This window comes from Salsipaludibacter albus, assembly GCF_019798055.1.
Taxonomy (GTDB): Bacteria; Actinomycetota; Nitriliruptoria; order Nitriliruptorales; family Nitriliruptoraceae; genus Salsipaludibacter; species Salsipaludibacter albus.
In genome coordinates this window covers 1-15963 of record NZ_JAHOPH010000029.1, presented here as the reverse complement: position 1 = coordinate 15963, position 15963 = coordinate 1, and the positions used below count along the sequence as shown (strand labels likewise).

At 73.5% G+C, this 15963-nt stretch carries 15 protein-coding genes and 1 riboswitch; of the genes, 1 reads left to right on the top strand and 14 read right to left on the bottom strand.

All coding sequences use genetic code 11. The annotated features are described in order from the left end of the window. Positions 1 to 68 precede the first annotated feature (68 nt). Entirely contained in the window at positions 69 to 695 is a 627-nt protein-coding gene (locus tag KR546_RS14985; protein WP_238445528.1) for a hypothetical protein, read from the top strand. A gap of 58 nt (positions 696 to 753) precedes the next feature. Here the strand turns inward: KR546_RS14985 and KR546_RS14980 are convergent, their stop codons facing one another. From KR546_RS14980 to KR546_RS14910, 14 genes are all read right to left on the bottom strand, one after another. Continuing rightward, positions 754 to 1923 carry a hypothetical protein gene (locus KR546_RS14980; RefSeq protein ID WP_238445527.1) on the bottom strand — a complete coding sequence of 390 codons (1170 nt, stop codon included), beginning with the start codon at positions 1921 to 1923 and terminating at the stop codon, positions 754 to 756. After that, a complete protein-coding gene (gene ribH / locus KR546_RS14975; protein ID WP_238445526.1) occupies positions 1920 to 2393 on the bottom strand; it encodes a 6,7-dimethyl-8-ribityllumazine synthase in 474 nt (157 codons plus the stop codon). Before ribH ends, KR546_RS14980 begins: the two co-directional genes overlap by 4 nt. Then, positions 2390 to 3814 carry a bifunctional 3,4-dihydroxy-2-butanone-4-phosphate synthase/GTP cyclohydrolase II gene (locus KR546_RS14970; protein ID WP_238445525.1) on the bottom strand — a complete coding sequence of 475 codons (1425 nt, stop codon included), beginning with the start codon at positions 3812 to 3814 and terminating at the stop codon, positions 2390 to 2392. Before KR546_RS14970 ends, ribH begins: the two co-directional genes overlap by 4 nt. Next, positions 3811 to 4491, bottom strand: a complete 681-nt coding sequence (locus tag KR546_RS14965; RefSeq protein ID WP_238445524.1) for a riboflavin synthase — start codon at positions 4489 to 4491, stop codon at positions 3811 to 3813. The genes KR546_RS14970 and KR546_RS14965 overlap by 4 nt, the downstream gene beginning before the upstream one ends. Beyond that, the gene (gene ribD / locus KR546_RS14960) at positions 4491 to 5603 is read right to left on the bottom strand and encodes a bifunctional diaminohydroxyphosphoribosylaminopyrimidine deaminase/5-amino-6-(5-phosphoribosylamino)uracil reductase RibD (protein WP_238445523.1); all 1113 of its coding nucleotides are present in this window, start codon (positions 5601 to 5603) and stop codon (positions 4491 to 4493) included. The genes KR546_RS14965 and ribD overlap by 1 nt, the downstream gene beginning before the upstream one ends. Positions 5604 to 5743: 140 nt before the next feature. Next, positions 5744 to 5895: riboswitch (FMN riboswitch) on the bottom strand. 54 nt (positions 5896 to 5949) lie between these two features. Then, a complete protein-coding gene (locus KR546_RS14955) occupies positions 5950 to 8004 on the bottom strand; it encodes an ABC transporter ATP-binding protein (RefSeq protein WP_274388163.1) in 2055 nt (684 codons plus the stop codon). A gap of 4 nt (positions 8005 to 8008) precedes the next feature. Then, complete coding sequence (locus tag KR546_RS14950) at positions 8009 to 9745, bottom strand: ABC transporter ATP-binding protein (protein ID WP_238445522.1); 1737 nt, start codon at positions 9743 to 9745, stop codon at positions 8009 to 8011. After that, complete coding sequence (gene rpe, locus KR546_RS14945; RefSeq protein WP_420804257.1) at positions 9742 to 10428, bottom strand: ribulose-phosphate 3-epimerase; 687 nt, start codon at positions 10426 to 10428, stop codon at positions 9742 to 9744. The genes KR546_RS14950 and rpe overlap by 4 nt, the downstream gene beginning before the upstream one ends. 223 nt (positions 10429 to 10651) lie before the next feature. Beyond that, complete coding sequence (locus KR546_RS19370) at positions 10652 to 11947, bottom strand: transcription antitermination factor NusB (protein WP_338019163.1); 1296 nt, start codon at positions 11945 to 11947, stop codon at positions 10652 to 10654. Then, positions 11944 to 12912, bottom strand: coding sequence for a methionyl-tRNA formyltransferase (gene fmt / locus KR546_RS14930; protein WP_238445521.1), 969 nt, complete (start codon positions 12910 to 12912; stop codon positions 11944 to 11946). Before fmt ends, KR546_RS19370 begins: the two co-directional genes overlap by 4 nt. A gap of 16 nt (positions 12913 to 12928) precedes the next feature. After that, positions 12929 to 13492: a peptide deformylase gene (gene def / locus KR546_RS14925; RefSeq protein WP_238445520.1), complete on the bottom strand. Its 564-nt coding sequence runs from the start codon at positions 13490 to 13492 to the stop codon at positions 12929 to 12931. 61 nt (positions 13493 to 13553) lie between these two features. Continuing rightward, positions 13554 to 14417: a class I SAM-dependent methyltransferase gene (locus KR546_RS14920; protein ID WP_238445519.1), complete on the bottom strand. Its 864-nt coding sequence runs from the start codon at positions 14415 to 14417 to the stop codon at positions 13554 to 13556. After that, complete coding sequence (locus tag KR546_RS14915) at positions 14414 to 15046, bottom strand: class I SAM-dependent methyltransferase (protein WP_238445518.1); 633 nt, start codon at positions 15044 to 15046, stop codon at positions 14414 to 14416. The genes KR546_RS14920 and KR546_RS14915 overlap by 4 nt, the downstream gene beginning before the upstream one ends. Before the next feature lie 57 nt (positions 15047 to 15103). After that, positions 15104 to 15963 (bottom strand): primosomal protein N' (locus tag KR546_RS14910; RefSeq protein ID WP_274388162.1); only part of this gene is annotated, 860 nt, incomplete at its 5' end.

The following is a 15963-nucleotide window of genomic DNA, read 5'->3' as shown; positions in this document are numbered from 1 at the left end:
TGGCAGTCGACCTCGGCCGGGGCGGGGTCTCGTAGGCTCGCCTCGACGCCGAGCCGGGACCACCCGCCGTGCCACCCGTGGACTGCGAACGACTGGTCGAGGGCTTCCTCGGCCAGCCGGTCAACGCCCTCACCAGCCTCGCGTTCGTCGTGGCGGGGCTGGTCGTGCTCGTCCGCACTCGGCGTGCCTGGCTCGCCGCGGCGCTGGTGTCCACGGGCGTCGGGTCGGTGCTGTCGCACGGGCCGATGCCCCCGGGCTCGGCCTGGGCCCACGACGTGAGCCTGACCTGGCTGCTGGTCGTGGCCGGCGCGTCGGGCACCCCTGTCGAGCGGTGGTCGACCTGGCCCGCGCTGGCGGCGATCGGCCTGGCCGTCGCCGTCGTCCCCACCGCTGCCGTGCCGCTGGCCGTCGTCGCCGCGGTCGGCGCGCTCGGTGCGATCCTGTGGCGCGATCGCTCACCCCGCACGCTGGCGGCGCTGGCACTGCTCGCCACGGGAGCGGCGGTGGGGCGCCTCGCCGCGGCGGGCGTCCTGTGCGATCCGGACTCCCTGCTGCAGGGCCACGGCGTGTGGCACCTGGCCGCGGCAACCGCCGTGGCGGTGTGGGCCACCGGCCAGCATGATGACCGGGCGGCGACGGCGACGTCCAACGAGGCCGATCGGGGCGCGACGACCGACATCACGAGCGGTCGGTGACCCCGGCCCGCAGGACGCGGACGGTCTCGACGACGGGCGTCGGCGCGGGTCCGGCCCGTCAGGCCACGCGCCACCACAGTGCGCCGTCCATGATCGCCACGATCCTGCCGTCCGCAGGCCCCGGTGACCCGCCCTCCTGCTCCTCCCACCGTCGCACGTCGCGCATGTGCACGACGTCGTCCAGACGCCCCGGAGGCATCGGCGTCCGCGCCCACTCGCCGTCGCCGGGCACGAACAGGGCCGGCCCGTCGGCCGTCTCGATGCCGAGTGCGGGGTCCCGGTCGATGCCGGGGTCGGCCACCAGGACCGCGGCGTCCTCCCCGGCCAGCGCGACGTCGGGCAGGTCGAGCGCCTCCCCGTCGAGCACCCATGCCGCCGGTGCGTCCTCGTGGACGCCGGCGACGAACAGGTCCAGCTCCCACCCGTCGACGTCGGTCACGACGTCGAACCGGCCGTCGAGGTCGACCTGCGTCCACGCACGAGGCTCGGCTGGGTTTCCACCGGTGCCGGGTTCGGCGATGGTGGGCATGGTCCAGGCCCGGTCCCGGCGTGGGAGCCGGCCGGGATCCGGTCCGAGCCGTCCGACCGCCAGGAGCATGCCCTCCCGTGCGCTGATCCGGACCGTGTCGAGCCGGTCCGGCGCGACGTACAGGGACGGCTGGGGATCGAGCTCCCCCGAGCCCCACTCCATCGGGTGGATCCCCACGTCGCCGTCGGGGGCGCGGTAGCCGATCACCGGGATCGGGCCCTCGTCCTCGTGACCCCACCACAGCGCCACCGGCTCCAGTCCGGGGACCGGCGGTGGGAGCTCGAACACGATGAACTCGTCCCGTTCCGGGTCGACGACCTCGTGGAGCAGCACGGTCCCGTCCGGGGCGACGGTCGCGACCTGGGGCCCGACCTCGCCCGGCAGGAAGCCCAGCACGGGCTCGTCACCGGCAGGCATGGCGACCGGCTCGGCCACCCCGGTCCAGCCCAGCCGGACGGCGCCGACCTGGCCGTCCGCAGCGGTCTGGACCACGACACCGTCGGGCCCGACCCACCCGATCGAGGACGCGGGGGCGTCCAGCTCCGCGCGGTGCCATCCGTCCGGTTCCGCGGCGGCGCCCTCGCCACCGCCACATCCGGCCAGCAGCGGTGCGATCAGCGACGCAGCCACCACGAGGAAGGCCACTCGCGCCCGCAGCGGGACCCGGACTCCACGCCGTGGGCGGCGGTCCGGGCTCATGCGGCGTGCAGCACGCGGACGGTCTCGACGACCGCCTCGGCGGCCTCGCGGCCCTTGTTGCCGTGGGCGCCACCGGCCCGGTCGGTCGCCTGCTCCCACGTGTCGGTGGTCAACAGTCCGAAGCCGATCGGCGTGTCGTGGTCACGGGCCACGGCCTCCAGGCCCGTCGTCGCCGCCTGGCAGACGTAGTCGAAGTGTGGCGTGCCCCCGCGCACGACCGCACCGAGCGCGACCACGCCATCGACGTCGGGACGAGCGGCGAGGCGAGCAACGACGACCGGCAGCTCGAAGGCACCGGGGACACGCACGACTGGACACGCGTCCGGATCGGCACCCAGCTCGACCAGGCGCTCGAGTGCGCCGTCGACCAGCACGTCAACCACCTCGGCGTTGAACCGGGACGCGACGATCGGGATGGACAGGCCGGTCGCGTCCAGGTCGCCCAGCACGTCGGGTGCGCGGGTGCTCATGCCGACTCCTTCGACAGGTCGTGGACACCCGGACCGGGGGGCGGTGGGTCACCGTCGTCCCGCCGGGCGTCGTCGGTCGGTGCGACCCGGGCACGCACCTCGTCGGGCAGCCCGTCGCGCAGGTCGTCACGCAGGTAGTGGACCCGTGGGGCCATGGCGAGACCGTGGACCTCGTCGTCGCCCCGGGCGCGATCGCCCATGCCGCCGGAGACGACGCCGTGGCCGGTGAGCTCGTGGCCCATGCGCTCACGCTTGGTCGCCAGGTACTCGGCGTTGCGGGCACTGGGCTCGATCTCCAGCGAGACACGCTCGACGATCTCCAGGCCGAAGCCCTCCAGCCCGGCACGCTTGGCCGGGTTGTTGGTCAGCAGCCGCAGCCGGGACAGCCCGAGGTCGGCCAGGATCGACGCGCCCACCCCGTAGTCGCGGGCGTCGGCGGGCAGGCCCAGGGCCAGGTTCGCCTCGACCGTGTCCGCACCCTCGTCCTGCAGCCGGTAGGCATGCAGCTTGTTGAGCAGGCCGATCCCGCGTCCCTCGTGGCCCCGCAGGTACACCACGACACCACTGCCGGTGCGCTGGATCTGCTCCATGGCCACGTCCAGCTGGGCGCCGCAGTCACATCGCCGCGACCGGAACACGTCCCCGGTCAGGCACTCGGAGTGCATCCGCACCAGCACCGGTGCGTCCACGTCGGGCTCGCCGTGGATGGCGGCCACGTGCTCGGTGCCGTCCAGGACGTTGCGGTAGCCGACCATCCGCCACTCGCCGTAGGCCGTGGGCAGGGGCACCTCGACCACGCGCTCCACCAGGGACTCGGCCCGACGCCGGTGCGCGACCAGGTCGGCGATGCTGATCACCGGCAGGCCGTGGACCGCCCCGAACTCCAGCAGGTCGGGCAGCCGCGCCATCGACCCGTCGTCGTTGACCACCTCGACGAGCAGCCCCGACGGATGGCGGCCGGCCAGCCGGGCGAGGTCGACCGCCGCCTCGGTGTGGCCGGGCCGTCGCAGCACGCCTCCCTCGGTGTAGCGCAGCGGGAAGACGTGGCCGGGCCGGTGGAACTGGTCGGCGGTGGCGGCGGGGTCGGCCAGCAGGGAGATCGTCCGGGCACGGTCGGCGGCACTGATGCCGGTCGTCGTCCCCACCGCCGCGTCGACGCTGATGGTGTAGGCCGTCTGCTTCGGGTCCTCGTTGACCGTGACCATCATCGGCAGGTCGAGGCGGTCGAGGTCGGCGGGCAGGAGCGGCGCGCACACCACGCCCGACGAGTGCCGGATGATGAACGCCAGCGCCTCGGGGGTGGCGGCGTCGGCCGCCATGATGAAGTCGCCCTCGTTCTCGCGGTCCTCGTCGTCGACCACGATGACCATGCCGCCGTCACGGATCGCCGCGACGGCCTCGTCGATCGTTGCCAGGTTCATCGGTGACTCCCTGTGTCGGGGCGAGACGGTGCCGCGGCGTCGGACGACCCGCCGGGGACCGGGTCCCCGCCGACGTGCACGGAGGTGATGCGCTCGACGTACTTCGCCAGCACGTCCGCCTCCAGGTTGACCCGGTCACCGACGGCCAGGCGGCCGAACGTGGTGTGCGCCAGCGTGTGCGGGATCAGTCCGACCCGCAACGTCGCGGTCCGGTCGTCGTGGTCGGTGACGTCGACGACGGTCAGGCTCGCGCCGGCCAGCGTGATCGAGCCCTTGGCGACCAGGTACGGCGCGACCTCGGCCGGCGCACGGACCGACAGCCACGTGGTCCCCGGGTCGTCCTGCCGGCCGGTGACGGTGCCGACGGCATCGACGTGGCCCTGCACCACGTGACCACCGAAGCGTCCGTCGGCGGCCATGGCCCGCTCGAGGTTGACGCCGTCGCCCACCGCCAGGTCGCCCAGGGCGGTGGCGCGCAGGGTCTCGGCCATGAGGTCGGCGACGAACCCGTCGTCGCGCAGCCGGGCGACGGTCAGGCAGCAGCCGTCGACGGCGATGGAGTCACCCTCGCGTGCGTCCGAGGTCACGGTCGTGGCCGCAACGACCAGCTCGGCGTGACCGTCGGCCACCTCGATGGCCGTGACGGTCCCGACCTCCTCGACGATCCCGGTGAACATCAGCGACGTCCTCTCGACAGCTCGTGCACGGCGGACCCGAAATGGTCGCCGAGCGGCCGCCGCCACGTCCACTCGACGTCGTCGCCCAGGCGCCGCCTGGTCTCCAGCAGGAACTCCGGGGGCGGGGAGACCGCCGGCGTCCACGGTCGGTCGTCGTCCACCCGCGTGCCCGCGACGTGCAGCACGAGGGTGTCGACGAGGTCGGCGGCGACCAGGGCGCGACCGAGGGTCGTCCCCGGCTCGGCCAGCACGGCCGCGACGTCGAGGTCCCGGAGCCGACGGAGCCCGTCGCCCAGGTCGTCGGCCACGACCACCTCGACGCCGGCGGACGCCATGACCGCGCGCCAGTCCGGGTCGGCGGTCGACGCCGTCAGCACGATCGTCCCGGGTCGCACGACCTCCAGGTCCGGTGTCGACCGTCCCCGTCGGTCGACGACCACGGCGCGGGGCGGGCGTGGCCCGGGTGCCGCGTCGCGCACGGTCAGGGCGGGATCGTCGGCCAACGCGGTGCCCGAGCCGACCAGGACGGCGTCCACCTCGGCCCGCAGCCGGTGGACCCGTTGCCGCGCCACCGGTCCCGTCAGCCAGCGCCGGCCGACCTGGTCGGGACGCGTGGCACCGTCGGGGAGCTGGGCGAGCTTCAGGGTCACGTGCGGCCGGGCGTGCTCCACGGTGGTGAGGAACACGGCCTGCTGCGCGGCGACCTCGGCGTCCAGCACGCCGACGGTGACGTCGATCCCGGCCGCGCGGAGTCGTTCGGCTCCACCCGCGGCCAGCGGGTTCGGATCGGCCAGGCCGACGACGACGCGGGCGATGCCGGCGGCCGCGATCGCCGCGGTGCACGCCGCGGTGCGTCCGACGTGGGCACAGGGCTCCAGGGTCACGACCAGGGTCGCCCCGTGGGCCCGCTCACCGGCCTGCTCCAGCGCCCGCACCTCGGCGTGGGCCGTCCCGGCCGGTCCCGTGGCACCGACCGCCACCTCGTGGTCATCGGCCACCACCACGGCCCCCACGAACGGATTCGGTCGCGTGCGGCCCCGGGCGACCTCGCCGACCGCGAGCGCACGACGCATCCAGCGCACGTCGTCGGTGGTGGGTGGTGGGCCGGTCACGTCATCGTCCGGTGGTCGCCCTGGCCGTGCGGGTTCGCACGCCGTCGGCGCCTGCGGGCACGGGAGGCAGGACGTGACACCGGACGGACCGGTCGCCACGGTCACGGTCACGCCCACCCGGATCCGGACAGGCCGCACCGCGACGTCTCCTCCCATCCGGACTCTCACCGTCGGCCCCGGGATTCCACCGGGTCTGCCACGGACCGTCGCGGTGCGTTCGACGCCACCTCGACGACCACGGCTCGCGGGCTCTCACCGCCGGCCAGGACTTCCACCTGCCCCGAAGACGTCACCACGGATGATATCTGCGCCTGCCCCACGGGCGGACGGGAGCCACTCGCCTCGTTCAGGCCGGTGGTGGCCGACGAGGTGTGCCGCGTGGGCCGGGGGTCGTGGCCAGGGCCGTGTCGGGGTCGGCGTCCAGGTCGGTGGCCGCCCCGGCGAACTGGGCCGCGTGCAGCGCGGCGTAGGTCCCGTCCGCCGCCAGCAGTTCGTCGTGCGTCCCCTGCTCGACGATCCGGCCGGACTCCATGACCAGGATCAGGTCGGCGTCGCGGATCGTCGACAACCGGTGGGCGATCACGAAGCTGGTGCGGTCCGAGCGCAGGGTCGCCATCGCCTGTTGCACCAGCAGCTCGGTGCGGGTGTCGACCGACGACGTGGCCTCGTCGAGGATCAGCAGGGACGGCTGGGACAGGAAGGCCCGCGCGATCGTGATCAGCTGGCGCTCCCCCGTGCTGATGTTGCTGGCCTCGTCGGCCAGGACCGTGTCGTAGCCGTCGGGCAGGTTGTGCACGAAGTGGTCGACCCGGGCGGCCTCCGCGGCCGCCTGCACGTCGGCGGCGCTGGCGTCGGGGCGCCCGTAGGCGATGTTGTCCCGGATCGTGCCCTCGAACAGCCACGCGTCCTGCAGGACCATCCCGATCCGACCCCGCAGCCCGTGGCGGGTCATGTCGGTGATGTCGACCCCGTCGAGCGTGATCCGTCCGTCGTCCAGCTCGTAGAAGCGCATGACGAGGTTGACCAGGGTGGTCTTGCCGGCCCCGGTCTGGCCCACGATCGCGACCATCTGGCCGGGTTGCACCACCAGGTCGACGTGCTCGAGCAGGGGCTCGTCCGGGTGGTAGGCGAAGGACACGTCGTCGAAGACCACCTCGCCGGACGGGTCGTCGATGACCACCGGGGTGGTCGTCTCGGCACGCTGCTCGGGGCCGTCGAGCACCTCGAAGACCCGCTCGGCCGAGGCGACCCCGGACTGGAGCACGTTGGCCATCGAGGCCACCTGGGTCAGTGGCTGGGTGAACTGCTGGGAGTACTGGATGAACGCCTGGATCTCGCCCAGCGAGATCTGGCCGGAGGCCACCCGCAGGCCCCCGACGACCGCGATGATGACGTAGTTCACGTTGCCGATGAACATCATCGCCGGACGGATGATCCCGGACACGAACTGGGCACCGTAGGACGCGCGGTACAGCTCGGCGTTCTTGGCGTCGAAGGTCTCCTGCACCTCGCGCTGGCGCCCGAAGACCTTGACCAGGCCGTGCGCGGTGAACGCCTCCTCGACGATCGCGTTGAGCTCACCCGTGCTGCGCCACTGCTGGACGAACAGGGCCTGGCTGCGACGGGCGATCAGGCGCGTCACGACCAGGGACAGCGGCACCGCGACCAGCGCCACCAGCGCCAGCACCCACGAGATCCAGAACATCATCCCCAGCACGGCGACCACGGTCATCAGCGACGTCAGCAGGCCCGAGAAGGTCTGCTGGAGGGACTGGCCCACGTTGTCGAGGTCGTTGGTCACCCGGCTGAGCAGTTCGCCGCGTGGCTGGGAGTCCACGTGGGCCAGGGGCAGGCGGTGCAGCTTCTCCTCGACCTCCTGGCGGAGCCGGTACATCGTGTCCTGGATCACGCCCTGCAGGATCCAGCCCTGCAAGGCCTGGAAGGCCGACGACGCGAGGTAGATCGCCAGGACCAGCAGGAGCACCCGTCCGAGCGCATCGAAGTCGATCCCCTGGCCCGGCGTGAAGTCCACCCCGGTCAGCAGGTCGGCCATCTGGTCGTCACCGGCCGCACGGGCGGCGTCGATGGCCTGCTCGCGCGTGCCACCGGCGGGCATCCGGGACCCGATGAACCCGGCGAAGACCAGGTTGGTGGCACCTCCCAGCACCCTCGGCCCGACCGCCGCCAGCGCCACGCTCACCACGCCCAGGACCACCACGACGGTCACCCGCACCCGGTGGGGACGCAGCCGGGCGAGCAGGCGACGGGCCGACGGGACGAAGTCCATGGACTTCTCGCTGGGTCGGCCCATCGCCATCGGGCCACGCGGCGGTGGACCGCTGCCCGGTCCGCGACGCGCCTCGGCCGCCTTCTCCTCCTCGCTGCGCACGCCCTCTGCCATCGGGTCAGCCCCCCACCCCGGCGTCGACCGCTTCCTGGGAGGCCACGATCTCCTGGTAGGTCGGGCAGGTCTCCACGAGGGCGTCGTGATGGCCCTGGCCGACGATCCGGCCCCCCTCGAGCACGACGATGTGGTCCGCGTCCACGATGGTCGACACGCGCTGGGCGACCACCAGCACGGCCACGCCGCCGGCGTGGTCGGCCAGGGCCCTGCGCAGGCGCGCGTCCGTGCTGACGTCCAGCGCCGAGAACGAGTCGTCGAACAGCAACACCTCGGGGTCCCGGACCAGCGCCCGCGCGATCGCCAACCGTTGGCGCTGGCCCCCGGAGACGTTCGTGCCCCCCTGGGAGACGGCCGTGTCAAGACCCTCGGGCATGGCCCGGACGAAGTCCGCCGCCTGGGCGATCTCCAGGGCCGACCACAGCACCTCGTCGGGGGCATCGGGGTCGCCGTAGCGCAGGTTGGACGCCACCGTCCCGGTGAACAGGTACGGGCGCTGCGGCACCAGCCCGATCCGGGACCACAGCGTGTCCGGGTCGGCCTCGCGCACGTCCACTCCGCCGACGGTCACCCGGCCCGACGTCGCGTCGAACAGGCGCGGCACCAGGCTGACCAGCGTGGACTTGCCGGACCCGGTCGAGCCGATGATCGCCGTCGTCGCCCCGGGCCTGGCCGTGAAGGTGATGTCGGCGAGGACCGGCTGGCTCGCACCGGGGTAGGTGAAGCCGACGTGGTCGAACGACACCGCGGCCGGCGACTGCAGGGCGGTGACCGGGGAGGTCGGCAGGTGCACGGACGTCTCGGTGTCGAGCACCTCCATGATCCGGTCGGCCGACACCGCGGCGCGGGGGACCATCGTGGCCATGAAGGTCGCCATCATCACCGCGACCAGGATCTGCATGAGGTAGGCCATGAACGCGGTGAGGCCACCGACCTCGATCCCCCCTGCCGCGACCTCGCGGCCCCCGAACCACAGCACGGCCACGCTCGACACGTTCAGGACCAGCATGACGATCGGGAACATGAAGGCCATCAGCCGTCCGACGGCGAGGCCGGCGTCGGTGAGCTCACCGTTGGCCACCCCGAACCGGGCCGCCTCGTGGTCCTCGCGGACGAACGCGCGGACCACGCGGATGCCGGTGATCTGTTCACGCAGGACCCGGTTGACGGCGTCGAGGGAGGTCTGCATCCGCCGGAACTGCGGGATCATCCGGCGGATCAGCAGCCCCAGCGGCAGTCCCAGCAACGGGACCGCGACGACCACCAGCCACGACAGGCCGACGTCCTCGCGCAGGGCCATGACGATCCCGCCCACCATGGTGATGGGGGCCGTCACCATCAGCGCCAGGGCCATGAACACCACGGTCTGGACCTGGGTGACGTCGTTGGTCGAGCGCGAGATCAGCGTCGGCGCCCCGAACATGGTCACCTCGCGCGACGACAGCTCGGCGACCCGGTGGAACAACCCGCCACGGACGTCGCGGCCCATCCCCATCGCCACCGCCGCGGCCAGCCGGACGGACAGCACCATCGCCACGACCTGGACCAGGCTGACCACCAGCATCCACCCACCGGTCCGCACGATGTAGCCCGTGTCGCCGGTGGCGATCCCGTCGTCGATGATCCGCGCGTTGAGGGTGGGCAGGTACAGCGTCGCCATCGTCGACGCGAGCTGGAGGACGACGATCCCGCCGATCGGGCGCCGGGCGGGATCCAGGAACCGGCGCAGCAGCCGGGTCATCCCCCGCCCTCGACACCTCGGCCACGCTGGGCCGCGGCACGGATCGCCCCCACGGCGGCCGTCCGGTCGTCGTGGCCGAACACCGCGGAGCCGGCGACGAGCGTGTCGGCCCCGGCCCGGGCGACCGCGACGGCCGTCTCCGGGTCGATGCCACCGTCGACCTCCAGCCGGAACGACAGGTCGTGCTCGTCGCGGAACTCCGCGGCCTCGACCAGCTTGGGCAGCACGTCGGCCCGGAAGGACTGCCCGCCGAAGCCGGGTTCGACCGTCATGACCAGCACGAGGTCGACGTGGGGCACCAGCTCGACGACGGACGACAACGGGTGGTCGGGCTTGATCGCCACGCCGACCCGCGCACCCATCTCGTGCAGGCGGTCGACCAGGGCCCGCGGGTCGTCGGTGACCTCGGGATGGAACGTGATCGAGTCGGCACCACGCTCGACCAGCTGCGGTGCGTAGGTCGCCGGGTCGGTGATCATCAGGTGCAGGTCCAGCACCAGGTCGGTGGCGGCGCGCAGGCTCGCCACCACGGGGTTGCCCAGGGTGATGTTGGGCACGTAGTGGCCGTCCATCACGTCGACGTGCACCCACTCGACCGCGGGCGCGACGTCGGCGACCTCGGCCCCGAGGCGCGCGAAGTCCGCCGCGAGGATCGACGGCGAGATCACGATGTCGTGCAGCACGGACACGTCGGACTCCCGGGACGCGACGAGGGTTGGCTCGTGCAGGCTACTCCCCCCGCCGTTGCCACCTGCCGCCCCTCCCCGACCTCCCCTCTCCCCCAGGCGTGATGGACCCTTCCGGGTCACCGGAACCAGGCATCACGCCGCGAGCCCTCGCCACCCCCGATCCACCGGCTGTGATGGCTCACTCCGGGTCACCGGGACCAGGCATCACACCGCAGGATCACGACGGGCGCACCTGCCAGGTGACGTGGAACATGCCGTCGGTGTCGTGGAGGTCCGGGCGGAGCTGGCGGGTCTCGAGGCGGTGCAGTGGCCGGGGCGACGCCGCCTCGACGGCATCGGCGACCGCGGTCGTCTCCGCCATCGTCCAGGTGCACGCGGCGTAGGTCAGGTGGCCGCCGTCGCGGACCAACTCGAGGCCACGCAGGACCAACTCCTGCTGGAGGGTGGCGAGCTCGTCGGCGTCGGCCGGTGTGCGTCGCCAGCGGACCTCGGGTCGACGTCGACCAACCCCCAGCCCGGTGCACGGGGCGTCCACCAGCACGACGTCGACATCGGTCGGGAGGTCGGCGGTGCGGGCGTCCCCGACCACGACGTCGAGGTCCACGTCGACCCGGGCGGCAGCCTCGCGGACGAGGTCGGCGCGGTGGTCGTACAGCTCGACCGCGGTGACCCGGCCATCGGGTCCGACCCGGTGGGCGAGGTCGGTCGCCTTGCCCCCGGGCGCGGCACACAGGTCCACGACCCGGTCGCCCACCCTCACCCGGGTGGCCTCGACCACCAGCATGGACGCCTCGTCCTGGGGCACCGCCCGCCCCGCAGCCACCGCGTCCAGCCGGCGCGGGTCCGTCCCCGGTGCCCGCACGCCCAGGGCCGCCAGGGCCGTCGGCGTCGCGTCGACGCCGGCCGCGGCCAGCTCGTCGACCAGCTCGTCGCGGTCGCCCACGGCCCGCAGGGTCAGGCCCGGGGGTTCGTCGTCGGCGGCGAGCAGGCTGGTCACGTCGGCGAGGTCGCGTCCGGCGTCGAGCCGTTCGTGCACCATCCACGGGGGATGGCCGGTCTGGAGCGCGACCCGGTCGACGTCGTCGAGCTCGGCCATCCGCGTGTCGATCTCGACCTCGCGTCGCGACAGGCCACGCAGGACCCCGTTCACGAAGCCGCCCGCACCCTTCGCCCGCGACGCGGGCACGGCCCGGCGGGCCAGCGCGACCGACGTGTCGACGGCGGCGCGGGCCGGCACGCGGGAATGGCGCAGCTGGAACGCCCCGAGGCGGAGGATCCGGGCCAGCGGTTCCTCGACGTCGGCCAGTGGCCGGCTGAGAACCTGTTCGAGGGTCCAGTCCAGCGTCCCGCGCCAACGGATCGTGCCGTGCGCGAGGTGGGCCGCCAGGGACCGGTCACGCTCGTCGGGCAGGTCCGCGATGGCGTCGGGGACGGCCACCGTCGACCAGGCGCCGCCGTCGACGGCCGCGACGGCCTCGAGCGCGGCTGCCCGCGGTTCCACGCCGACCGTCACGACGGGTCCCCGTCGTCGGCGCCAGCGCCTGGGCCCGGCGACCCGAAGCGGGTGCCCGGCTCCGGCTGGTAGCCGTTGGCGAAGTCCCCGGCCGTCATCGCGGCCTTGCCGGCCGGCTGGACGAGCGTGGCCCGGATCGCGCCCAGTCCACACGCGATGACCAGCCCGTCGGGTCCCGCGTCGACCAGCTCCCCCGGCAGTGCCTCGCCGGGATCGGTGTCGGCCACCACGGCACCGAGCAGCTTGAACCGTTCGCCCTGCCACGTCGTGTGTGCCCCCGGACGGGGGGCCGCGGACCGGACCAGTGCCGCCACGGCCGTGGCGATGTCGGTGAAGTCGATCCGGACGTCGTCGGGACCGATCCGATGTGCGTAGGTGGCCAGCTCGTCGGGCTGGGGTTGCGGGACGGCCCCGTCGACGAGGTCGCGCAGGGACTGCAGGAGGACCGGTGCGCCGGTCACCGCGAGCCGGTCCAGCAGCTCGCCGGCCGTCTCGTCGGCGCCGATCCCGGTCTCGACGACGTCGAGCAACGGGCCGGTGTCCATCCCCTCGTCCAGGACGAAGGTCGAGATCCCGGTGGTCGAGTCGCCCGCGCGGATGGCCCACTGGACCGGCGCGGCGCCACGCCACCGGGGAAGACGGGAGAAGTGCAGGTTCACGAACCCGTGGGTCGGCACGGCCAGGACGTCGGCAGGCAGGATGGAGCCGTAGGCGACGACCGCGCACACGTCCGGTTCGGCCGCGGCCAGGTCGTCCCGCACGTCACGACCGCGTTCTGGCTGCCACACTGGGACGTCGGCAGCCAGCGCGGCCTGCTTGACGGCCGACGGCCGGGGGGTCGCGGACCGTCCCCGGGGTCGGTCGGGGTTGGTCACCACGGCGACCACCTCGACGTCGTCGGCGTCGAGGAGCGCCTCCAGGGAGGGCACCGCCACGTCAGGGGTGCCGAAGAAGACCAGTCGCATCAGGACACGCCGCCCGTCACGAGCCACCGCCGCCGAGCAGGAGGCCACCGGGCCGGGTCGGGTCGGGCTCCTCGATGCCACGCTCCGTGCGGATCCGGCGCATCTCCTTCATGGCCGCCCGACGATCGTGGCGGGCCAGGTGGTCGATGAACAGGATCCCGTTGAGGTGGTCCATCTCGTGGAGCCAGATGCGGGCCAGCAGCCCCTCGAGCTGGACGACGTGCTCCTCGCCGTGCAGGTCGCGATGGCCGACCTCGACCCGCAACGGCCGGTCCAGCGGGTAGTACAACCCCGGGAAGGACAGGCAGCCCTCGTCCCCCTCCTGGAGCTCCTCCGAGGCGTCGCGCAGGACCGGGTTGACCACGCTGCCGCGCTCGTCGTCCTCGTCGCCCACGCCCCAGGTGAACAGGCGCTTGAGGATGCCCACCTGGTTGGCGGCCAGGCCCACGCCCTCGGCGGCGGCCATCGTCTCGTGCATGTCGCGGGCCAGCCGTGCCAGGCGGTCGTCGAAGTCGGTGACCTCGCGCGCCTCCTGGCGCAGGACGGGGTCCCCGAACAGGCGGATCTCGAGCGTGCTCACCAGCAGTCCTTCCGTGGCCGCCCACTGTAAACGATCGGCTGCAGGACGACGACGGCGGCGATCATCCTCCCGCGGGCACACCTCGGGCGCTCGCGGTGGCGTCGATGACCGGCAGGAGCGACACGGGCAGGTGATCCACCAGGGTGCCCGCGGACCCGCCCACCAGCCGGGCGACACCGGCCAGGACGGGCCCCTTGCGAGCGGCGAAGGCGGGATCGCCGAGGACGCGGTCGAGGTAGGCATGGGTGGCCCGACGATCGAACGTGACCGCCACCCCCCGCGCGGCCAGGGCCCGGGCCAGGCCACGCTGGGTGGGCCACGACAGCTCGTCCCACAGGCCCTGCGGATCGGGCATGTCGGCGGTGTCGATGCGACGGGAGAACAGCCGCCCGGTCCACGGCTTGGACCAGACGGTCGGGATGTTGAAGTGCGGCTCGTACGGGACGGCGTAGTTCGGGCAGATCACCCGGTAGGACCCCGCGGGCCTGAGCGACGCCACGACCTGCTGGACCAGCCCGGCCGGATCCGCGACGTGCTCGAGCACGTTGAGCGACAGGGCGACATCGACCGGTCGGGCGGGATCCAGCAGGTCGGGGGCGAACACGGTGTCGTGCCACTCCACGACGGGGTCGGGACCGGCCCAGCACGCCCGGAGGAGGTCCCGGATCGCCCGGTTGTGGTCGAACCCGGCGGACTGGGGCTCGAAGGCCACGACGTGGTGACCGTCTGCGGCCAGCCGCATCGCCAGCAGCCCGACCCCCGCTCCCACCTCCAGGACGGTCAGTGGTCCACGCCCGGACAGCGACGTCGTGACGAGCGGGTGGAAGAAGTCCGCCTCGGCGACGTAGGTCCGCACGGCGCGGGCGAAGGCAGGCGACTCGTCGCGGAGGCGCCGCTGCAGGACATCGCGGTCGAGCTCACTCACCCCCGCGGGCCCCGGGCGACGACGACGGCGTGGCTGTAGGGCACCCGCAGCAGGTCGGTGTGGAGGTGCAGGTCCACCTCCGCGAAGTGCGTCCGCGCGAACGCCGCGTACTCCTCGGGACGTCGCACCGCCTCGCCTCGATCCCGGTGTGCGAGCCACGCCGCCACGGGGTGCTGTCCGGCGTGCAGCGTCGGGTCCATCGTGATCACGACCGTGCCGGGTCCCGAGACCCGCGCGGCGAGGGCGAACAGGGCGTCGGCCGTCCGGTCGTCGACGTGGTGGAGGACGCCCCGGGACAGCACCCGGTCGACGGGCTCGTCACCGAGCGCAGCCGGGTCGAAGTCGTCGATGCCGCAGGCCTGGAAGGTGGCCCGCGCGCCGAACCGCTCGCGCGCCGCCTGGACGTAGGCCTCGCTGATGTCGAACCCGAGGTAGTCCGTCGGGGGAAGGTGGTCCAGGATGGTGCCCGGACCACACCCGATGTCCAGCACCCGCATGCCCGACTCGGGCCGGACGTACTGGGCCACGAACCGATCGCGACCGCGCCGGGCCCCGATCGCCCGCTGCGCCAGCTCGTAGACGGCGGGCAGCGACAACACCGAGCGAATCCCGGAGGTGGTCTCGGACACGGAGGGATCCAGGGTCTGGGTCGGGCGGGAGGATACCCGTGGGGGTGCTGGTCCCCGTCAGGCGAGGTCGACCGGGTCGACGTCGACGACCAGGGTCACGTTGTCGGCCGACAGGTCACGGCGACGTGCGGACAGGCGATCGACGACCTCCGGGCGGTCGGTCGTCAGCACCAGCAGACGGTGACCGCCCTCCGCCGGGGCGGGACCGAGGACGAGGGTCGCGACGCCGTCACCCAGGGCCGCGGCCAGCGCGGTGGCGGTGTCGCGGTCGGGGGCGGTCACGGCGACGGCGGAGCGTGCCGGCGGGAACGGCTCCCGCTCGGACGCCTCGCTCCGCCAGAACCCGCCGGCGTCCCAGCGGCGCAGTGCGACGACGGCCGGTGCCTCCGGCTCGCGTGTCACCACCGACATCGTCGCGTCGGTGCCGCCGATCCACGACCCCAGCGCCATCAGCAGTCGCAGGGTGTCCTCGGGAGCATCCACGCTGGGTCGGCGCATCAGCGTGTCCACGTCGCCGACCACGATGCCGCCGACGTCGCCCGGGGCCTCGTCCAGCACCGATCCACGGGTCATCACCAGGACCGCGGGCGCCGGTGGCACGTCCGCGTCGTAGCCCTCCAGCACCGCCACCGGGACGTCCACGGCCGCGCGCAGCTCGTCGGCGAGCCGCCGCGTGCCGGCGGCCAGTGGCACGAAGGTCGTCCCGCCACAGTCCCGGCACCGTCGCCCGGACGTCCCCCAGCCACAGGTCCGGCACACCAGCCCCCGCCCGGCGCCGGCCAGGGACGACCCGCACTCCGGGCACACCGGCCGGTGGCCGCAGTCGGCGCACACCATCGCGGTGCCCTCGCCACGCCGTGCGGCCAGGACCACGGCGTGGCGGCCGGCCCGGACGGCGTCGCGCACGACCCCGAGCC